Source organism: Pseudomonas sp. 22072, assembly GCF_052046095.1.
In the GTDB taxonomy this organism is placed as follows: domain Bacteria; phylum Pseudomonadota; class Gammaproteobacteria; order Pseudomonadales; family Pseudomonadaceae; genus Aquipseudomonas; species Aquipseudomonas paracarnis.
The window spans coordinates 123,730-139,844 of sequence record NZ_JBQEQE010000010.1; the positions used below are offsets into that span (position 1 = coordinate 123,730).

Below are 16,115 nucleotides of genomic sequence, written 5' to 3' on the forward strand. Positions count from 1 at the left end.
CGCGGAGCGTCACAGGATGCATTCCCACGCAGAGCGTGGGAACGATCGGCCTCGGCGCATTTCAGCCGCTCGTTCAAGAAGCAGTTCGAAGTATCGCCCAAGGATTTTCGTTCCAGCCGGTTGCAGGCGGTGTAAGCGTGATCGTTCCCACGCTCCGCGTGGGAACGCCGCCCCGGACGCTCCGCGTCCCGCGCCAGAAGTCGTGACGCGGAGCGTCACAGGATGCATTCCCACGCAGAGCGTGGGAACGATCGGGTTTCATATTTCGGGCAGCGTCGCGCCACCATCCACCACCAGCGTCTGCCCGGTGATATAGCCCGCCAGGTCAGAGGCCAGAAACACCATCGCCCCGGCAATATCCGCCGCAGCGCCCAGGCGCCCCAGCGGCACACGGCGGGCGATGCTGTCATTCACGGCCGCATCGCCCAGGTTGCCCATCGCCGGCGTGGCGATCATGCCGGGCTCCACGCCGTTGACCCGCACATTCAACGGCGCCAGCTCCAGCGCTGCATTGCGGATAAACCCATTCACCCCAGCTTTGGACGCCGCATAGTGGCTCAGCCCCGGATAACCGACCCGGTTGCCGGTGACCGAAGACGTCACCAGCACGCAGCCCCGGCCTTGTTCGCGAAACATCGGCAACGCCGCCTGGGTCAGCCAGAACAGCGCCGACAGGTTCACCGCCAGGGTGCGCTCCAGGATCGTTGGGGTAATGTCGGCAAAGGCGGTCAGCGGAAAGTACCCGGCGTTGTGCACCAGCACATCCAGTTGCGCCAAGCCTTGGACGCAGGCGAACACCGCTTCGGCATCCGCCAGGTCAACGCCAACGGCGTCAACGTGATACCCCTGCGCGCATAACCCGGCAGCCAGGGCTTCAGCCTGTTCAACCCTACGGTCGGCAATCACCACTCGCGCACCGCGTTGGGCAAAGGCCTGGACGATGCCCAGGCCAATGCCCTGGGCGCCGCCGGTGACCAGCACGACCTGGCCGCTGAAATCCAGGTCATTCGTCATGGGCAGGCTCCAGGTGCGTAAACGCCAGCGTCGGCACGTCGACGATGCTGGAGCCACCGTCCGCCACCAACGTGGCGCCGGTAATGATCGAGGCGTCGTCGCTGGCCAGGAAGCGGCACACCTTGGCGATCTCGTCGGCACGGGCGGCGCGCCGCAGCGGGACATCGGCACACACACGCGCATAGGCCTGCTGCAAGGTTTCGCCGTACGCCTCCATCAACGGCTGCATCTCCGCGTCGGCCATCGGCGTGTGCACCCAGCCTGGGCACACCGCGTTCACCCGCACGCCATGGGGCCCATAATCACGGGCCAGCGAGCGGTTGAGCCCGAGCAGCGCATGCTTGGCGGTGGTGTAGCCACACACCTCGGGGCCTGCCGCCAATGAGGCGATGGAGCCAATCAGCACGATGTTCCCGGCGCTTTCCTGCAACAGCGGCAGGCAGGCGCGGGCGCTGTAAAACGCACTGTCGAGGTTGCTGCGCAGCGCGCCTTCCCAGGTGGCCTGACTGGTCTGGGTCGCACTGCCCAGCCCGTGGCCACCGGCACAGGCCAGCAGCACATCGAGGCGCCCGAAGTGGCTGCGGATTTGTTGGATGAAGCCGTCCCAGGTGTCCGGGCAGGCGGCATCGCCCACCAGGATCAGCCCGCCGGTGTCCAGCGCCACCTGTTCCAGTGGCTCACGACGCCGACCGATCAGCACCAGATGCGCGCCTTCCTGTGCGTACAAGCGTGCGCAGGCAGCGCCGATGCCGGTGCCGGCCCCGGTGATCACCACCGTGCGCGGCTCAGTCACGGGGGTACTCCGTGCGGTTGAGCACCTGGCAATAGGAACTGATCGGGAAGTTCGACAGCTCGTCGAAGGACGCCCCGGCATAGCCGAAGATCTTGCCGTCGCTGCGATGCTGTTGCAGGTCGATCAGCACCAGGCCGAGGGTCGGTACGATCTTCTCCTGCCAGACGAACAGGTACAGCTGTTCGGCGATCTTGTAGTAATGGCAGCGGTCGGTGTCGCACAGGCCTTTCTCCACGCCCTCAAGGCATTGCCAGGCGTAGAATTGCGGGTTGAGGTAGATGTGCTCGTAGACCTCGCTGGGGCTGTAGCGGTAGTGGTTGCGCAGGCCGACCAACTCATTGGTGGGGGCGTGCAGGCAGTGGCCGTCCTGCCACGGCCGGTCGAGGCTGCCGTGGAGGAAGTCAACCTGTACCGAGGTCAGCGGTTTGCCGGCCAGGGCGCGGTGGTAGAGGCCTTCGTGGGTCTCCGCTGGTTCCGGCATACGGCCAATCACCGCGGTAAAGGAGGCATTTGGTGTGTCCAGCACTAGGCTGATCGACCAGCTTTGCCCGGCCTCGTGCTTGATAAAGTCCACCAGGTACAGGCCCGGGCGAATGGAGCTGGCGCGGTAGGCGGCGCTGCCGCTGGAGTGGCCATCGGCGGCGTGCCAGGCCAGGCGCTCCTGCTCGAAGCGGTGTTCGATCTGCCAGCCATTGGCAAAGTGCAGGGTGAAGGTCTGGCCGGCCAGGTCGGCCAGGTTCGGCAGGATGAACGCCTCGGGTGCAAACCCCTCAGCCAGGGCGCCCACGGTGATCCAGTCAGATGAATTCGACATGGCAACGCCTCCCTTACACGACGGCGAAGTAGTGTTTGACGAAACTCTCGCTGACCACTTCCCACAGCACCGGCGTGCCCTTGGTCACGAACCAGCTGTCACCGGCCTTGTAGCGGGTGGTTTGGCCGGTGGACTCGTCGGTCAGCACCACTTCGCCGGTCACTACCGTGGCTTGCTCGGCGAAGGGGTAGACCATGCGGAACTTGCCCTGGGTCGTGCCGAAGTACGCACTGCTGACCGCATCGGTGGGCGCGCCAAAGGTCATCTTGCCGAAGGCGCGTACTTCGCCTTCGAGGATTTGCGAGCCGAGGTCGGCCACGGTGCCCCAGGCGTCTAGTTCCGACAGCTGGACGTTGTGTTTGAGGGTGGTAAGTGTCATGGCAGATGCTCCGATAAGTACGAGATTTTTGTAGGAACGAGCTTGCTCGCGAAAAACTCACAGGCGCCGCGTTCATTCAGGAAGCACGCGTTATCGTTGAAGTTTTTCGCGGGCAAGCCCGCTCCTACAGGGGGTTAGCGGCGACCGTTCCAGTAGCCGGAAAGTTGGTGCCAGGATTTGCCCGCCGTCAGCAGCAGCGGGCGAATCGCGTCCTTGCCGATGATGGTGGGGCGGTGAATCGAGCTGACCAGGTCATAGCGCGCCGAGCCTTCGCTCATGCCTTCGGCCAGCACCTTGCAGATGATGTGGCTGGGGGTGACGCCAAAGCCGGAATAGCCCTGCACGAAAAACGCGTTGCTGCGCCCCGGCAAGGTGCCCACCTGCGGGAACAGGTTCGGGCTGCACGCCATTGGGCCGCCCCAGGCCAGGTCGATTTTCACGTCCTTGAGGTAGGGGAAAATCTTCAGCATGAGGTTGCGGTTCCAGGCTTTGAGGTCGCCGGGAATGTGCTCCACCAAAGGCGTGGCGGCGCCGAACAGCAGGCGGTTTTCATTGGTCACGCGGTAGTAGTCGATCACCGGGCGGATGTCGCTGTAGGCCCCACGGATCGGGCTGATACGCTGGATCAACTCCTCGGACAACGGCTCGGTCATCATCTGGAACGCGTAGGTGTTGATGGTCGAGCGGTGCAGTTCCGGCTCCAGCTTGTTGAGAAAGCTGTCACAGGCCCACAGCAACTTGCTGGCGCGTACCGAACCACGACCGGTGCGCACGGTGATGCGCTCGCCATAGCTGACGTCCAGGGCCGGGCTGTTCTCGAAGATCTTCACGCCATGGCTGGCCAGTGCGGTGGCTTCGCCCAGCAGCAGGTTCAGCGAATGCACATGCCCGCCACCCATGTGCAACAGGGCGCTGGTGTAGGCGGTGGAGCCGATGATCTGCTGCACATCGGAGCCGCCGAGAAAGCGGATTTCGTGCTGGCTGTTGATCGACCTGAAGTCCTTCTCCCAGGCGCGCAGGGTTTTTTCCTGGCGGGCGTTGAAGCCCATATAGCCGTAGCCGTGGCAAAAGTCCGCGTCGATGTTGTACTTGGCGATGCGGTTCTTGATGATGTCGGCGCCCAGGTCGCTGATCTCGAACACTTGGCGCAGGCCGTCTTCGCCCACGTCCTTCTTGATCTTCTCCAGGTCATGGCCGATGCCTGCCATGATCTGCCCACCGTTGCGGCCCGTGCCGCCAAAGCCCAGGTAGCGCGCTTCAAGCACCACAATGTTGGTGATGCCTTTTTCCGCCAGCTCAAGGGCCGTGTTGATCCCGGAAAAGCCGCCGCCGATGACCACGACGTCTGCGTCGATATCCTGTTCCAGGGTGGGAAAGCTGAGGTTGTATTTTTTGGTGGCGGTGTAGTACGTGGGGGTTTCGATGTTGATCATGGCGCAGCCTGAAAAAGTGAAGGAAGGCGCTAAAGCGGATGCCTCCATTAGGGCCCCTGGCGGGCTGGAAGTCTTGATCCTGCGTGCCCGGGTTTTTGATTCAGCGCGCCACGGGCGAGGGCACCTACAAGTTATAGCGCGCTCGCCGGCCGGGAATGTTAGAGTTTCGTTAAACTATTAACTAAATACTTCGTGACCCTGAGCCCTATGTCCACACCTCGACAATCCTTGACCCTGGCCTTGCTGCAAGCACGCGAGGCCGCGATGAGTTTTTTCCGTCCTTCCCTGAATGAACACGGCCTGACCGAACAGCAATGGCGCATCATCCGCATCCTTGAACAGCACGGTGAGTTGGAGATCTACCAACTGGCGGAGCTGGCCTGCATCCTCAAGCCGAGCATGACCGGCGTACTGGTGCGCATGGAAGCGGCCGGCATGGTGCACCGGCGCAAGGCCGAACAGGACCAGCGCCGGGTGCTGATTACCCTGGCGGACAAGGGCAAGGCGAGTTTCGAGTCCATGAGCCAGTGCATGGAGGCCAACTATCAGCGTTTGCAGGATCAGTTTGGCGAAGAGAAATTCCAGACCTTGTTGGGGTTGCTGGATGACTTGAAGAACATCAAGCGCTGAACTAATGACTGAGCCACCACCGATCAACTGTGGGAGCTGGCTTGCCTGCGATAGCGCCGGGTCAGCTGGCTTATCTGTCGCTGATGCACCGCTATCGCAGGCAAGCCAGCTCCCACATGGATTTCAGTAGACACCACCGGTATTGGCAGCCACCGGTACGTCTTTGAACTTCCCGGCCAGGCTTTGCAGCCCCCGCATCAACACCGTGGTATCCACCCCCACTGCCACGAACGTCGCCCCCAACTCGATATAGCGTCGGGCGAGATTTTCATCCGCACTGAGAATCCCTGCCGCCTTACCCGCCTTGACGATACGCACGATGGCTTCCTCAATCGCCGCCTGTACCTGCGGATGCCCCGGGTTACCCCGGTGGCCCATGGACGCGCTCAAATCTGCCGGGCCGATAAACACCCCGTCCACGCCTTCGACGGCGGCAATGGCGTCCAGATTGGCCAGGCCCTCGGCATTCTCAATCTGCAACAGCAGGCACATCTGCGCGTCGGCCTGGTCGAGGTAATCGGCGATGGTGTTCCAGCGCGAGGCGCGGGCCAGGGCGCTGCCGACCCCGCGAATACCCTGGGGCGGGTAGCGCAGGGCGCGCACCAGTTCCCGGGCCTGGGCGGCGTTTTCGACCATGGGCACCAGCAGCGTCTGGGCGCCGATATCCAGCAGTTGTTTGATCAGCGCCGTGTCGCCGATCACCGGGCGAATCAGCGCCTGGCTGGGGTAGGGCGCGATGGCCTGTAATTGCGCGAGCATGTTCCCCAGCTGGTTGGGCGCATGTTCGCCGTCGATCAGCAGCCAGTCGAAACCGGCGTTGGCGGCCAGTTCCGCGCAGTAGGCGTTGGCAAGGCCGAGCCACAGGCCGATCTGTATCTCGCGGTTGTGCAGGCGTTGCTTGAAGCGGTTGACAGGCATGTCCATGAAAGCACTCCTGGGTTCAGACGAAGCGGCAGGCAATCGAGCCGAGCAGGTCGTAGTCGACGTGGAAGGTATCGCCAGGGCGGGCTGCCACGGGGCGGGTAAACGAGCCGCCGAGAATCACCTGGCCGGGCAGCAGGGTGACGTCATAGGGCGCCAGCTTGTTGGCCAGCCACGCCACGCCTTTGGCTGGGTGGTTGAGCACCGCCGCCGACACCCCGGACTCTTCGATCACGCCATTGCGATACAACACCGCCGGCACCTTGCGCAGGTCGATCTCGGTGGGGCGCACGGCGCGGCCGCCGAGGACCACACCGGCGTTGGCGGCGTTGTCGGAGATGGTGTCGAACACCTTGCGGGTGGCGTTGGTATGCGGGTCGACCTGCTGGATGCGGGCGTCGATGATTTCCAGCGCCGGGATCACCCACTCGGTGGCGTCGAGCACATCGAACACCGTGCAGTTGGGCCCTTTGAGCGGCTTGCCGAGGATGAAAGCCAGTTCCACCTCCACCCGTGGCACGATGAAACGCTCGAAGGGAATGTCGCTGCCTTCGTCGAAAAACATGTCGTCGAGCAGAGCGCCGTAATCGGGTTCGGTGATATTCGACGACACCTGCATGGCCCGTGACGTCAGGCCGATCTTATGGCCCTTGAGCGTGCGCCCGTCCTTGATCTTCTGCGCGACCCATTCACGCTGGATGGCGTAGGCGTCCTCGATCGTCATATCGGGGTAGTCGAGGGAAAACTGGCGCACCTGTTCGCGGCTGCGTTCGGCATGGTCCAGGTGGGCGGCTGCTGTGAGGATTTGCTGGGAGTCGAGCATGGCAACGGTCTCTAGTGTGGGTTGACGATGGCGGCCTGGGTGCGCAGCACCAGCAAACCACCGAGGGCGATAAACAGGGCGAGTACGTACAGGGCCAGGCTGGCGCTCTGGGTGGCGTCGCGCATCCAGCCGATCAGGTAGGGCGCGAGGAACGCTGCGATGCTGCCGAACGAGCTGATCATGGCGATGCCCGCCGCCTGGGTGGTGTGGGAGAGAAACGCCGGTGGCAGTTGCCAGAACATCGGCAGGGCGGCACTGGCGCCCATGCCGGCGACCACCAGCCCGCCCATCACCAGCAGCGCATTGGCGGGCGCCAGGCCCGCGACGGCGATGCCGAGCGCCGCCATCAGCAATGGCACGCACAGGTGCCAGCGGCGTTCGCGGTGGCGGTCGGACGAGCGCCCGCAGCCGAGCATGAAGAAGCAGCCGGCCAGGTACGGCACGGCGCTGAGCAAGCCGACCTGGCTGTCACGGCCGATGCCGGCGCCGTGGATCAGGGTGGGCATCCAGAACGCCAGGGTGTTGACCGCCAGCATCACCGCAAAGTACACGGCCACCAGCAGCCACACCTGCGGGTCACGCAGGATGCCGCCGAACGAGGTGATGGTCTTGCGCTGTTCCTCGTTGCTCAGTTGGGTGTGCAATTGCTGTTTTTGCTCGGCAGTCAGCCAGTGCACCGACTCGAAACTGTCCGGCAGCCACTTGAGTACCACCAGTCCCAGTAGCACCACGGGCGCGCCTTCGATCAGGAACATCCACTGCCAGCCGCGCAGGCTGCCGACGTCGTGGAAGTTCTCCAGGATCGCCCCGGAAATCGGCCCGCCCAGCACTCCGGCCATGGGCACCGCAATGGCAAACAAGGCAGTGACCTGGGCGCGACGGCGTGCCGGGTACCAACGGTTGAGGAACACCAGGATCCCCGGGAAAAAACCGGCCTCGGCCACACCCAGCAGAAAGCGCAGCACGTAGAACCCGCGCGCGCTCTCCACCCACAACATGCCGGTGGAGAGCAGGCCCCACACCACCATCAGGCAGGCGATCCAGCGGCCTGGCCCGACGCGGTCCAGGGCAATGTTGCTTGGCACGCCGAACAGTGCGTAGGCAATGAAGAACAGGCCGGCGCCGAAGCCATACACGGTGTCGCTGAAGTGCAGGTCGCTGCTCATCTGCATCTTGGCAAAGCCGATGTTGATGCGGTCCAGATGGGCGAACAGGTAACACACCAGCAACAAGGGCATCAGGCGCCAGGTCACCAAACGATGGGTGCGGTCGTGCTCGGCAAGCCGCAGGCTTGCAGTGGAATGGGCTGTGCTCATGGCGTTGTTCTTTTTGTTGTAGGAGCGAGCTTGCTCGCGAAAAACGTTAACGAAAACGCAGCGCTGCCGGTGATCCGCGGGGCCTGTGGGTTTTTCGCGAGCGAGCTCGCTCCTACAGGGAGGGCGGGGCCGTTTCAGTTCGCCGGGTTGTTCAGGAACGCATGCACATTGTTCTGCTTGAAGTTGAGCTGTGGGTGCAGCTCGATCATCTCGAACGACAGCGCCAACAACCGTTGCGCCTGCAGCTCGGCGAAGTGTGCGGTGATCACCGCGAACACCGCTTGGGCGACTGCTTCGCGCGTCGCCAGGTCGCGGCCATGGCCGACCTTGAGGGTCATGTGTACAAAGGCATAATCGTGCTTGCCGTCGGCCATGCGCCAGGTGTCCAGGCGCACGCCGCGACTGCGAATGCCGCCCAATGGAAACACACCGCTGTCACCCAGCACGCGGTGGACTTTTTCAAACAGGCCGGGCAAATCGGCCTGCTGTTCGAGGTTGTCGGTGTACTCAGCGATAAAGTGCGGCATGGTGTTCTCCCAGGGTTAAAGCGGGAAAATCGCGTTGATCTGGCCGGTGCCCGAACTGCCGAACGGCGGCGTGATGATCTCGGTCGGCTTGGCATAGTCCGGCCCACCCAGCAGGCCCAGGAGCATGGCGGTGTCGTGCATCTTGCCTTCGCCAAAACAATGTTCGGCGTAGTCGGGCAACATGGCGCAGAACTCCTTGAAGCGACCTTGCTTCCACATTTGCACGACATGCAGGTCCACCTGCTTGTCGAATTCGCGGGTCCAATTGTGGATATTCGCCTCAGCCTGGCGGTCGTCCGAGAACCGATGGGACAGCGAGCCGGACGCCAGCACCAGCACCTTGCGGTCGCTCTTTTCGATCGCCCGGCGCACGGCGGCGCCGAAGGCGAAGCTGTCTTCCAGGCGATGCCAGGCGCACCAGGCAGCGATGGAAATGACCTTGAGCTTTTGCTCCTCGGGCACGTCCATATGCATGTAGCGCATGGGCACCAGGGTGCCGTATTCCAGCTCCAGGCTCGGGATGTTATGGGCCATGCTGCGCACGCCGGCCAGGTTGGCTTCGGCGGCGATCAGCTCACCCAGTTCAGGGCAGCCGGGGTAGGCGTAGTCCATGTTCTTGATGAAGTGCGGCAGTTCGTTGCTGGTGTAGGTGCCCTGGAACTGCTCGCCGCAATTGACGTGGTAGCCGCTGTTGACCAGCCAGTGCACGTCGAACACCACCGCAGTGTCTGCCCCCAGTTCGCGGGCACGCCGGCCGATCTCCTTGTGCCCGGCAATCGCCGCTTCGCGACAGCCGTGATGCTTGCCGGGCAGTTCCGACAGGTACATCGACGGTACGTGGCAGATCTTCGCTGCCAGAACCACTTCGCCCATGATGACTCTCCTGAATAATTATTCTTGTATGGCCTGTGAGGTCCCTGTGGGAGCTGGCTTGCCTGCGATGGCATCGACTCGGTGCGGCTGAAGGACCGCGGTGTCTGCATCGCGGGCAAGCCCGGCTTCCACAGGAGGCTTGTTTGAGCCTGGGCTACACGCCCCAGCGCGGAATGTGATGACTGCCCATGGAAATACACACGTTCTTGATCTCGGCAAATACTTCAAAGCTGTACTGGCCGCCTTCACGCCCGGTGCCCGAGCCTTTGACCCCGCCAAACGGCTGGCGCAAATCCCGTACGTTCTGGCTGTTGATAAATACCATGCCCGCTTCGATACCGCGCGCCAGGCGGTGGGCCTTGCCGATGTCCTGGGTCCAGATGTAGGAGGCCAGCCCGTATTCGGTGTCGTTGGCCAATTGCAGCGCTTCAGCTTCGTCTTTGAACGGGATCAGGCACACCACCGGGCCGAAGATTTCTTCCTGGGCGATGCGCATCCGGTTGTTCACGTCGGCAAACACCGTCGGCTGGATAAACTGGCCGTGGCTGAGGTGCGCCGGCAGGTTGGCCGGGCGTTCCAGGCCGCCAGCCAGCAGCGTGGCGCCTTCCTCCAGGCCGATCTTGATGTAGCCGGTGACCTTATCGTAGTGGGCCTGGGTGATCATCGAGCCGACCTGGGTCTTGGGGTCCTGGGGGTCGCCGACGATCAGGCGCTTGGCTCGCGTCGCGAACTCGGCGACAAATTGCGAGTAGACACTTTCCTGGATAAAGATCCGGCTGCCAGCGGTGCAGCGCTCGCCGTTGAGGGAAAAGATCGTGAACAACGCGGCGTCGAGGGCGCGTTCCAGGTCGGCGTCTTCAAAAATCAGCACCGGCGACTTGCCGCCCAGTTCCATGGAGTACTTTTTCAGGCCGGCGCTCTGCATGATTTTCTTACCCGTGGCGGTGCCGCCGGTAAAGGAAATCGCCCGTACATCCGGGTGGCGCACCAGTGCATCACCGGCGGTGGCGCCGTAGCCCTGGATCACATTGAGCACGCCGTCGGGAATCCCGGCTTCCACCGCCAGGCGCCCCAGTTCATTGGCGGTCAGCGGCGACAGCTCCGACATCTTCAACACCGCCGTATTGCCCAGCGCCAGGCACGGCGCGGTCTTCCAGGTGGCGGTCATGAACGGCACGTTCCACGGCGATACCAGCCCGCACACGCCCACCGGCTGGTACAGGGTGTAGTTGAGCATCTGGTCATCCACCGGGTAGGTGTGGCCGTCCATGCGGGTGCAGACCTCAGCGAAGAAATCGAAGTTGTGCGAGGCACGCGGGATCAACACGTTCTTGGTCTGGTGGATCGGCAGGCCGGTGTCCAGGGTTTCCAGCTCGGCCAGGTGTGGCACGTTCTGTTCGATCAGCTCGCCCAGTTTGCGCATCAAGCGCGCGCGCTCCTTGGCCGGCGTATTGGCCCACTTGGGGAACGCGGCCTTGGCCGCCGCCACGGCCTGCGCGACTTCTTCGGCACCGCCGCTGGCCACTTCACCGATGGCCTCGCCGGTGGCCGGGTTGTAGTTGATAAAGGTGTCTTTGCTTTCGACCTCACGGCCGTTGATCCAGTGTTTGATCATGTTGTTCAAGCCTCTTTGCGCGCGGAGAAAAACTCCGTTTCACTGACGATACGGTTGACCAGGCGGCCCACGCCTTCGACTTCCACCACTACCTCATCCCCCGGCACCACATCGGCCAGGCCCTCGGGCGTGCCGGTGGCGATCATGTCGCCCGGTTGCAGGGTCATGAAGCTGGACAGGTATTCGATGAGGTAGGGGATATCGAAAATCATGTCTTTCGTGCTGCCTTCCTGGCGCAGTTCGCCGTTGATCCAGGTACGCAGCTTCAGGTTGCCTGGGTCGGGCACATCGGCCACGTCGACAATCCACGGGCCGACCGGGGTGGTGGAGTCGCGGTTTTTCACGCGCAGGTTGGGGCGGTAGTAGTTTTCCAGGTAGTCGCGGATCGCGTAGTCGTTGCACACCGTGTAACCGGCCAGGTAGTCCAGGGCGTCGGCGCGCTTGACGTTGCGCGCGGTTTTGCCGATCACCGCCACCAGCTCGCACTCGTAGTGCATGTAGGCGACGTTGTCCGGGCGCCAGGTGACTTGGCGGTGGCCGGTGTAGGTGCCCACCGATTTGATGAATGCCAGCGGTTCGGTCGGCGGCGTAAAGGCCAGTTCGGCGGCGTGGTCGGCGTAGTTCAAACCCAGGGCGAACATGTTGCCGGTGGCGGGTGGCAGCCATTGCACCTGGTCTTCGGCCAGCAACCGCCCATCCTCCAGGCGCACGCTGCAGTCGGCTTGCACCAATACGTTGTGGGTTGCACCTTCAAAGTGGATACGTGCGCGTTTCATGCCGATGCCTCCGCTGCAATGGTGTTGCTCAGGCGGCCAATGCCGGTGATATCGACCTCAACCTGGTCGCCTGGCTGCACATCCACGCGGCCTTGCGGGGTGCCGGTGATCAGTACATCGCCGGGGTACAGGGTCATGAACTCGCTGATCTCGGCGATCAATTGCGGGATGTCGCGTACCCAATCGGCGGTAGAGCTTTCCTGGCGCAGCTCGCCATTGACGAACAGCTTGAGGCTCAATTGATTGGGGTTGGCCACTTGATCCCGCGCCACCAACTGCGGGCCCAGGGCGCAAAACCCATCGCGGCATTTGGCTTTGACGGCGGGGCGGTAGTAGCTGTCTTCCGGCAGGCTGAATTCATTCACCACCACATACCCGGCCACATGCGCCATGGCGTTCTCCAGGCTGATACGGCTGGCGCGCTGGCCGATCACCACACCCAGCGCCGGGCCCGGCTGCAGGCGCTCGCCCGCAGGCTGCAGCACTACGCCGCCATGGGCATTGCGGGTGTTGGGGGTTTTGATAAACAGCACCGGCTTGGTCGGCGGCTGCTGGTAGGGCGGCTGTTGGAAGGCGGCGAGATGCTGGTCCAGCAGGCCCTGGTAGTTCAGCGCAACGCCGAACAGGGTGCCGCTGGCAACATCATGCAGGGTTCGGCTCATGCGTTTCTCCTGGCGGTGACGACGGCTGCACAGGCCGTTCGTTAAGTTGTTAACGTTATAATTAATATGTTAACTACCGTCAAGCGTGGCACACTGCGCTGGCCTCACAACAACAAGAAGAGAGCCCCGTGAAGCCGATTCCCAACATCAACATCGGGCAGGTCTACGACCAGCGCTACAGCGACGCCGAGGTGCATTACGACAAGCTCGGCAACCTGGCGGGGTTTTTCGGGCGCAATATGGCGGTGCATCGCCATGACCGGTTTTTCCAGGTGCATTACGTCAAGAGTGGTGCAGTGCGGGTGTATCTGGATGACCGCCAGTACGTTGAATCGGGACCGATGTTTTTCCTTACGCCACCCACGGTGGCCCATGCTTTTGTCACCGAAGCCGATGCCGACGGGCATGTGTTGACGGTGCGCCAGCAGCTTGTATGGGGATTGATCGACGCCGACCCCAGCCTCGCCTCCGGCGCCGCATGTGTGGCCTTGACTGGCGACGCTGAGGGGTTGGAACAACTCTTCGAGGCGCTGTGCAGTGAGATCAACGCCGAACGGGCAGGGCGCGCCGCTGCCCTCGACAGCCTGACGCGGTTGATCATGATCCGCCTGCTGCGCCTGTGCGCCCACGCCCAGCCGGCACGCCCGACAGCCCATGAAGACCTGCGCATCTTCCATCGTTTCAACGAGCTGATCGAAGCCCACTACCTGGAACATTGGCCGTTGGCGCGTTATGCCGAGGGCATTGGCGTGACCCAGGCGCGGCTCAATGAAGTGTGCCGACGCATTGCTGACCTGCCGTCCAAGCGCCTGATCCTTGAACGGCTGATGCAAGAGGCCAAGCGCCTGCTGTTGTTTACCGGCAGTTCCGCGAATGAAATCTGCTACCAGCTGGGGTTCAAGGACCCTGCGTATTTCAGCCGGTTTTTTTTGCGCTATGCACAGATGACGCCGGGGGAGTACCGGCTGCGGCAGTCGGGGTTGCGCTGATATCCCAGGCGCCACCCAGTGCGGTATACAAATTCACCTCGGCGACCAACTGCGCCAGCCGGTCCACAATCAGCGCCTGTTGCGCGCTGAACAGCGAACGCTGCGCATCGAGGAACGTCAGGTTGCTGTCCACGCCGCTGCGGTAACGGTGCTCGGCCAGGTCATAGTAGTTCTGGTTGGCGGCGACGAAATCCCGTTGCGCCGCCAGTTGGTCGTTGAAGGTCTGGCGTGCGGCGAGGCCGTCGGCAACTTCCTGGAAGGCGCCCTGGATGGATTTTTCGTACTGGGCCACCGTGATGTCCTTCTGCAGCCTGGCGTAATCGAGGCTGGCGCGCAGGCTGCCGGCGTTGAAGATCGGCAGGTTGATCTGCGGCTGAAAGGTCCAGCTACCCGAGCCGCCCTTGAACAGCCCCGACAGCTCCTTGCTGGTGCTGCCGGCGTTTGCCGTCAGGGTCACGGAAGGAAAGAACGCAGCACGGGCCGCACCGATATTGGCGTTGGCCGCCTGCAGTTGGTATTCGGCCTGGAGGATATCCGGGCGGCGTTGCAGCAGGTCCGAGGGCAAGCCGGCGGGCACGCGGGCGACCAGATCGTCGGCCAATGGGCGCGCAGGCAGGTGTTCATCCACCGGGCCACCCACCAGCAGTGTGAGGTTGTTGAGGTCCTGGGCCACCTGGCGTTCATAGCGGGCTACGCTGGCGCGGGTACTTTCCACTGCTGTGCGCGCTTGCACCACGTCCAGCGCCGAGGCTTTGCCTGCGCTTTTGCTGCGGCGGGTCAATTGCCAGCTGTGGTCGTTGGCGACCAGGGTTTGCTCGGCCAAGGCCAGCAGTTCCTGATCGGCGCGCCAGGTCAGGTAGGCATTGGCGACGTTGGCCACCAGGCTCAATTGCGTACTGCGCCGCGCTTGTTCGGTACCCAGGTAAGTGAGCAGCGCCTGTTCGCTGAGGCTGCGCACGCGGCCAAACAGATCCAGCTCATAGGCGCTCAGGCCCAAGGTGGCGGAATAGTTGGAGGTTATCGCTGACTTGCCGGTGCCGGTCACGCTCCCTGGCAACTTCTGGCGCTTGCCGGCGCCTGTGGCAGAGCTCGCCGGGAAGAGGTCCGCGCGCTGGATTCGGTACTGGGCCTGGAACGCTTGCACATTCAGGGCCGCCACTCGCAGGTCGCGGTTGTTGACCAACGCATCATTAATCAGCTGTTGCAGCGCCGGGTCGCGGAACAGCTGCTGCCAGTCCGGGTTTTGCGCCTGGGTGCCGGCCTGCGCCAGGCGGTATACGCCGTCTTGGGGGTACTGCGCAGGCGTCGGCGCGGCTGGTCGCTGGTACTCGGGAATCAGCGAGCAACCGCCGAGCATCCAGGCCATGCCGACGGTGCACAGTGCTCGTGTGCTCATCAGGCGCCCACCATCCATTTGGCCAGGCCATGCCGGCCGCTCACGCCCAGCTTGGCGGCGGCGCGCTTGAGGTAGGTCTCGATCGAGCTGTTTTTGACACTGAGTTTCTCCGCGATTTGCGGCACGGTACCGCCGGTCAGCAGGCCCAGGCACACCTCCTGTTCCCGCGCCGAAAGGGTGATGTCGCTCAAAGACAAGCGTTTGTAGAACTCACGCTGCAACTGCGATTGTTCCAACAGGGTATGGGCCGGCTCAGTCTCGGCGTGCGGCGCCTGGCGCAGGCTCTGGGCGTGCCGTTCCATCAACGGCAACAGCGTGTCCGACAAGCACTTGAGAAACGACAACTCAGCCAGGGAGAACCCCTGCTGGGTCGGCGGGCGATAGAACGAAATCACACAGCGTCGATTGCCCTGGCGCGATACCAGGTTGCACTGGTGCGAAGTGCCGCGCGGATGCGCGCTGTTGGCCTTGGCGTTCATCTGGATCAGCAGCGGGTCTTGCATGTGCAGCATCTGCTGCAGCAACGGATGGTCGTTCAGCGCATGCAAGGTCTGGGGCACCGACAAATCCTTTTTCACCCCGGCGCTGCCCAGTAACTTGATGTCCAGCACGCGGTCGCGCAGTTCATCCAGGGTCCATTCGCTGAGGTCTACCAGGTGAATCGGTACCCACTTGCCCACCAGCTGCAACATCGTGGCGGCGAAATGTTCGTCGCCGCTGTTTGAAATCAACTCGCCCATTTCGGCATAAAAATGCGGGCCGCAGGTGTCGCCAATACTTGGGGTCAGACTCATAGCCATCTCATCCTTGATGTCGAAAACCGTCAACGGTTGCCCAGGGCCTGTGCAGGGCACTCCGTACTGCTTGAACGTAACTCGGCGTTCGAGATTTTATTTAGCCATAGGGATTTGTCCTACGTATGTAGCGGAAACGAGGGACACAAGCTGCCATAAAAGCTGCGCCATTAATCCGACGTTTCTCGTGAATTAAGCCGGCTACGTACAGGTGTAAGTTATTTTTAGTTTTAGTTAAGTTATTGATGTAAATGATTAATTATTAAAATAAAGGGGTTATCCAGAGGCTCGGCATGGATGAGCTGTAGCCAATCTCCTACAACGCTTTAATCGTTTCAGCCATGAACCTTCGATCAAGGC

At 62.6% G+C, this 16,115-nt stretch carries 17 protein-coding genes; 2 read left to right on the plus strand and 15 right to left on the minus strand.

Features of this window, described 5'->3' with window-relative positions; all coding sequences use genetic code 11:
- Window positions 1-258: 258 nt before the first annotated feature.
- From ACTJLA_RS13095 to ACTJLA_RS13115, 5 genes are all read right to left on the minus strand, one after another.
- Entirely contained in the window at window positions 259-1,014 is a 756-nt protein-coding gene (locus ACTJLA_RS13095; protein ID WP_034128194.1) for an SDR family oxidoreductase, read from the minus strand.
- Window positions 1,004-1,807: an SDR family NAD(P)-dependent oxidoreductase gene (locus ACTJLA_RS13100; RefSeq protein WP_054917504.1), complete on the minus strand. Its 804-nt coding sequence runs from the start codon at window positions 1,805-1,807 to the stop codon at window positions 1,004-1,006. The genes ACTJLA_RS13095 and ACTJLA_RS13100 overlap by 11 nt, the downstream gene beginning before the upstream one ends.
- On the minus strand, window positions 1,800-2,621 hold the full coding sequence (locus ACTJLA_RS13105) for a molybdenum cofactor biosynthesis F family protein (protein ID WP_054917502.1): 822 nt from the start codon (window positions 2,619-2,621) through the stop codon (window positions 1,800-1,802). Before ACTJLA_RS13105 ends, ACTJLA_RS13100 begins: the two co-directional genes overlap by 8 nt.
- Before the next feature lie 13 nt (window positions 2,622-2,634).
- Window positions 2,635-3,000, minus strand: coding sequence for a cupin domain-containing protein (locus ACTJLA_RS13110; RefSeq protein WP_034128191.1), 366 nt, complete (start codon window positions 2,998-3,000; stop codon window positions 2,635-2,637).
- Window positions 3,001-3,134: 134 nt separating this feature from the next.
- Window positions 3,135-4,433, minus strand: a complete 1,299-nt coding sequence (locus tag ACTJLA_RS13115) for an NAD(P)/FAD-dependent oxidoreductase (protein WP_034128190.1) — start codon at window positions 4,431-4,433, stop codon at window positions 3,135-3,137.
- 207 nt (window positions 4,434-4,640) lie between these two features.
- On the opposite strand from ACTJLA_RS13115, the gene hpaR reads away from it, so the two are divergent.
- The gene (gene hpaR, locus ACTJLA_RS13120; protein ID WP_014719078.1) at window positions 4,641-5,063 is read left to right on the plus strand and encodes a homoprotocatechuate degradation operon regulator HpaR; all 423 of its coding nucleotides are present in this window, start codon (window positions 4,641-4,643) and stop codon (window positions 5,061-5,063) included.
- Window positions 5,064-5,186: 123 nt separating this feature from the next.
- Here the strand turns inward: hpaR and hpaI are convergent, their stop codons facing one another.
- The 8 genes from hpaI to ACTJLA_RS13160 all read right to left on the minus strand — a co-directional run bounded on the left by hpaI (window position 5,187) and on the right by ACTJLA_RS13160 (window position 12,576).
- Window positions 5,187-5,987, minus strand: coding sequence for a 4-hydroxy-2-oxoheptanedioate aldolase (gene hpaI / locus ACTJLA_RS13125; RefSeq protein ID WP_314550399.1), 801 nt, complete (start codon window positions 5,985-5,987; stop codon window positions 5,187-5,189).
- Between the two features lie 16 nt (window positions 5,988-6,003).
- On the minus strand, window positions 6,004-6,807 hold the full coding sequence (hpaH, locus tag ACTJLA_RS13130) for a 2-oxo-hept-4-ene-1,7-dioate hydratase (protein ID WP_200583114.1): 804 nt from the start codon (window positions 6,805-6,807) through the stop codon (window positions 6,004-6,006).
- Between the two features lie 11 nt (window positions 6,808-6,818).
- Window positions 6,819-8,123 (minus strand): MFS transporter, encoded by a 1,305-nt coding sequence (locus ACTJLA_RS13135; RefSeq protein WP_314550397.1) that lies wholly within the window; start codon window positions 8,121-8,123, stop codon window positions 6,819-6,821.
- A 134-nt stretch (window positions 8,124-8,257) separates the two neighbouring features.
- Window positions 8,258-8,650: a 5-carboxymethyl-2-hydroxymuconate Delta-isomerase gene (locus ACTJLA_RS13140; RefSeq protein ID WP_105227272.1), complete on the minus strand. Its 393-nt coding sequence runs from the start codon at window positions 8,648-8,650 to the stop codon at window positions 8,258-8,260.
- A gap of 15 nt (window positions 8,651-8,665) precedes the next feature.
- Window positions 8,666-9,523 carry a 3,4-dihydroxyphenylacetate 2,3-dioxygenase gene (gene hpaD / locus ACTJLA_RS13145; protein ID WP_294164723.1) on the minus strand — a complete coding sequence of 286 codons (858 nt, stop codon included), beginning with the start codon at window positions 9,521-9,523 and terminating at the stop codon, window positions 8,666-8,668.
- A gap of 154 nt (window positions 9,524-9,677) precedes the next feature.
- Window positions 9,678-11,138, minus strand: a complete 1,461-nt coding sequence (gene hpaE / locus ACTJLA_RS13150) for a 5-carboxymethyl-2-hydroxymuconate semialdehyde dehydrogenase (RefSeq protein WP_314550393.1) — start codon at window positions 11,136-11,138, stop codon at window positions 9,678-9,680.
- A 5-nt stretch (window positions 11,139-11,143) separates the two neighbouring features.
- Entirely contained in the window at window positions 11,144-11,914 is a 771-nt protein-coding gene (locus ACTJLA_RS13155; RefSeq protein ID WP_089042195.1) for a fumarylacetoacetate hydrolase family protein, read from the minus strand.
- Complete coding sequence (locus ACTJLA_RS13160) at window positions 11,911-12,576, minus strand: fumarylacetoacetate hydrolase family protein (protein ID WP_314550392.1); 666 nt, start codon at window positions 12,574-12,576, stop codon at window positions 11,911-11,913. The genes ACTJLA_RS13155 and ACTJLA_RS13160 overlap by 4 nt, the downstream gene beginning before the upstream one ends.
- A 128-nt stretch (window positions 12,577-12,704) precedes the next feature.
- On the opposite strand from ACTJLA_RS13160, the gene hpaA reads away from it, so the two are divergent.
- The gene (gene hpaA / locus ACTJLA_RS13165) at window positions 12,705-13,565 is read left to right on the plus strand and encodes a 4-hydroxyphenylacetate catabolism regulatory protein HpaA (protein ID WP_089042196.1); all 861 of its coding nucleotides are present in this window, start codon (window positions 12,705-12,707) and stop codon (window positions 13,563-13,565) included.
- On the opposite strand, the gene ACTJLA_RS13170 is transcribed toward hpaA, so the two are convergent.
- Both ACTJLA_RS13170 and ACTJLA_RS13175 read right to left on the minus strand, forming a co-directional pair.
- On the minus strand, window positions 13,492-14,961 hold the full coding sequence (locus ACTJLA_RS13170; RefSeq protein ID WP_314550389.1) for an efflux transporter outer membrane subunit: 1,470 nt from the start codon (window positions 14,959-14,961) through the stop codon (window positions 13,492-13,494). The genes hpaA and ACTJLA_RS13170 overlap by 74 nt on opposite strands.
- The gene (locus tag ACTJLA_RS13175; RefSeq protein ID WP_034128181.1) at window positions 14,961-15,755 is read right to left on the minus strand and encodes a helix-turn-helix transcriptional regulator; all 795 of its coding nucleotides are present in this window, start codon (window positions 15,753-15,755) and stop codon (window positions 14,961-14,963) included. The genes ACTJLA_RS13170 and ACTJLA_RS13175 overlap by 1 nt, the downstream gene beginning before the upstream one ends.
- Window positions 15,756-16,115: the final 360 nt, after the last annotated feature.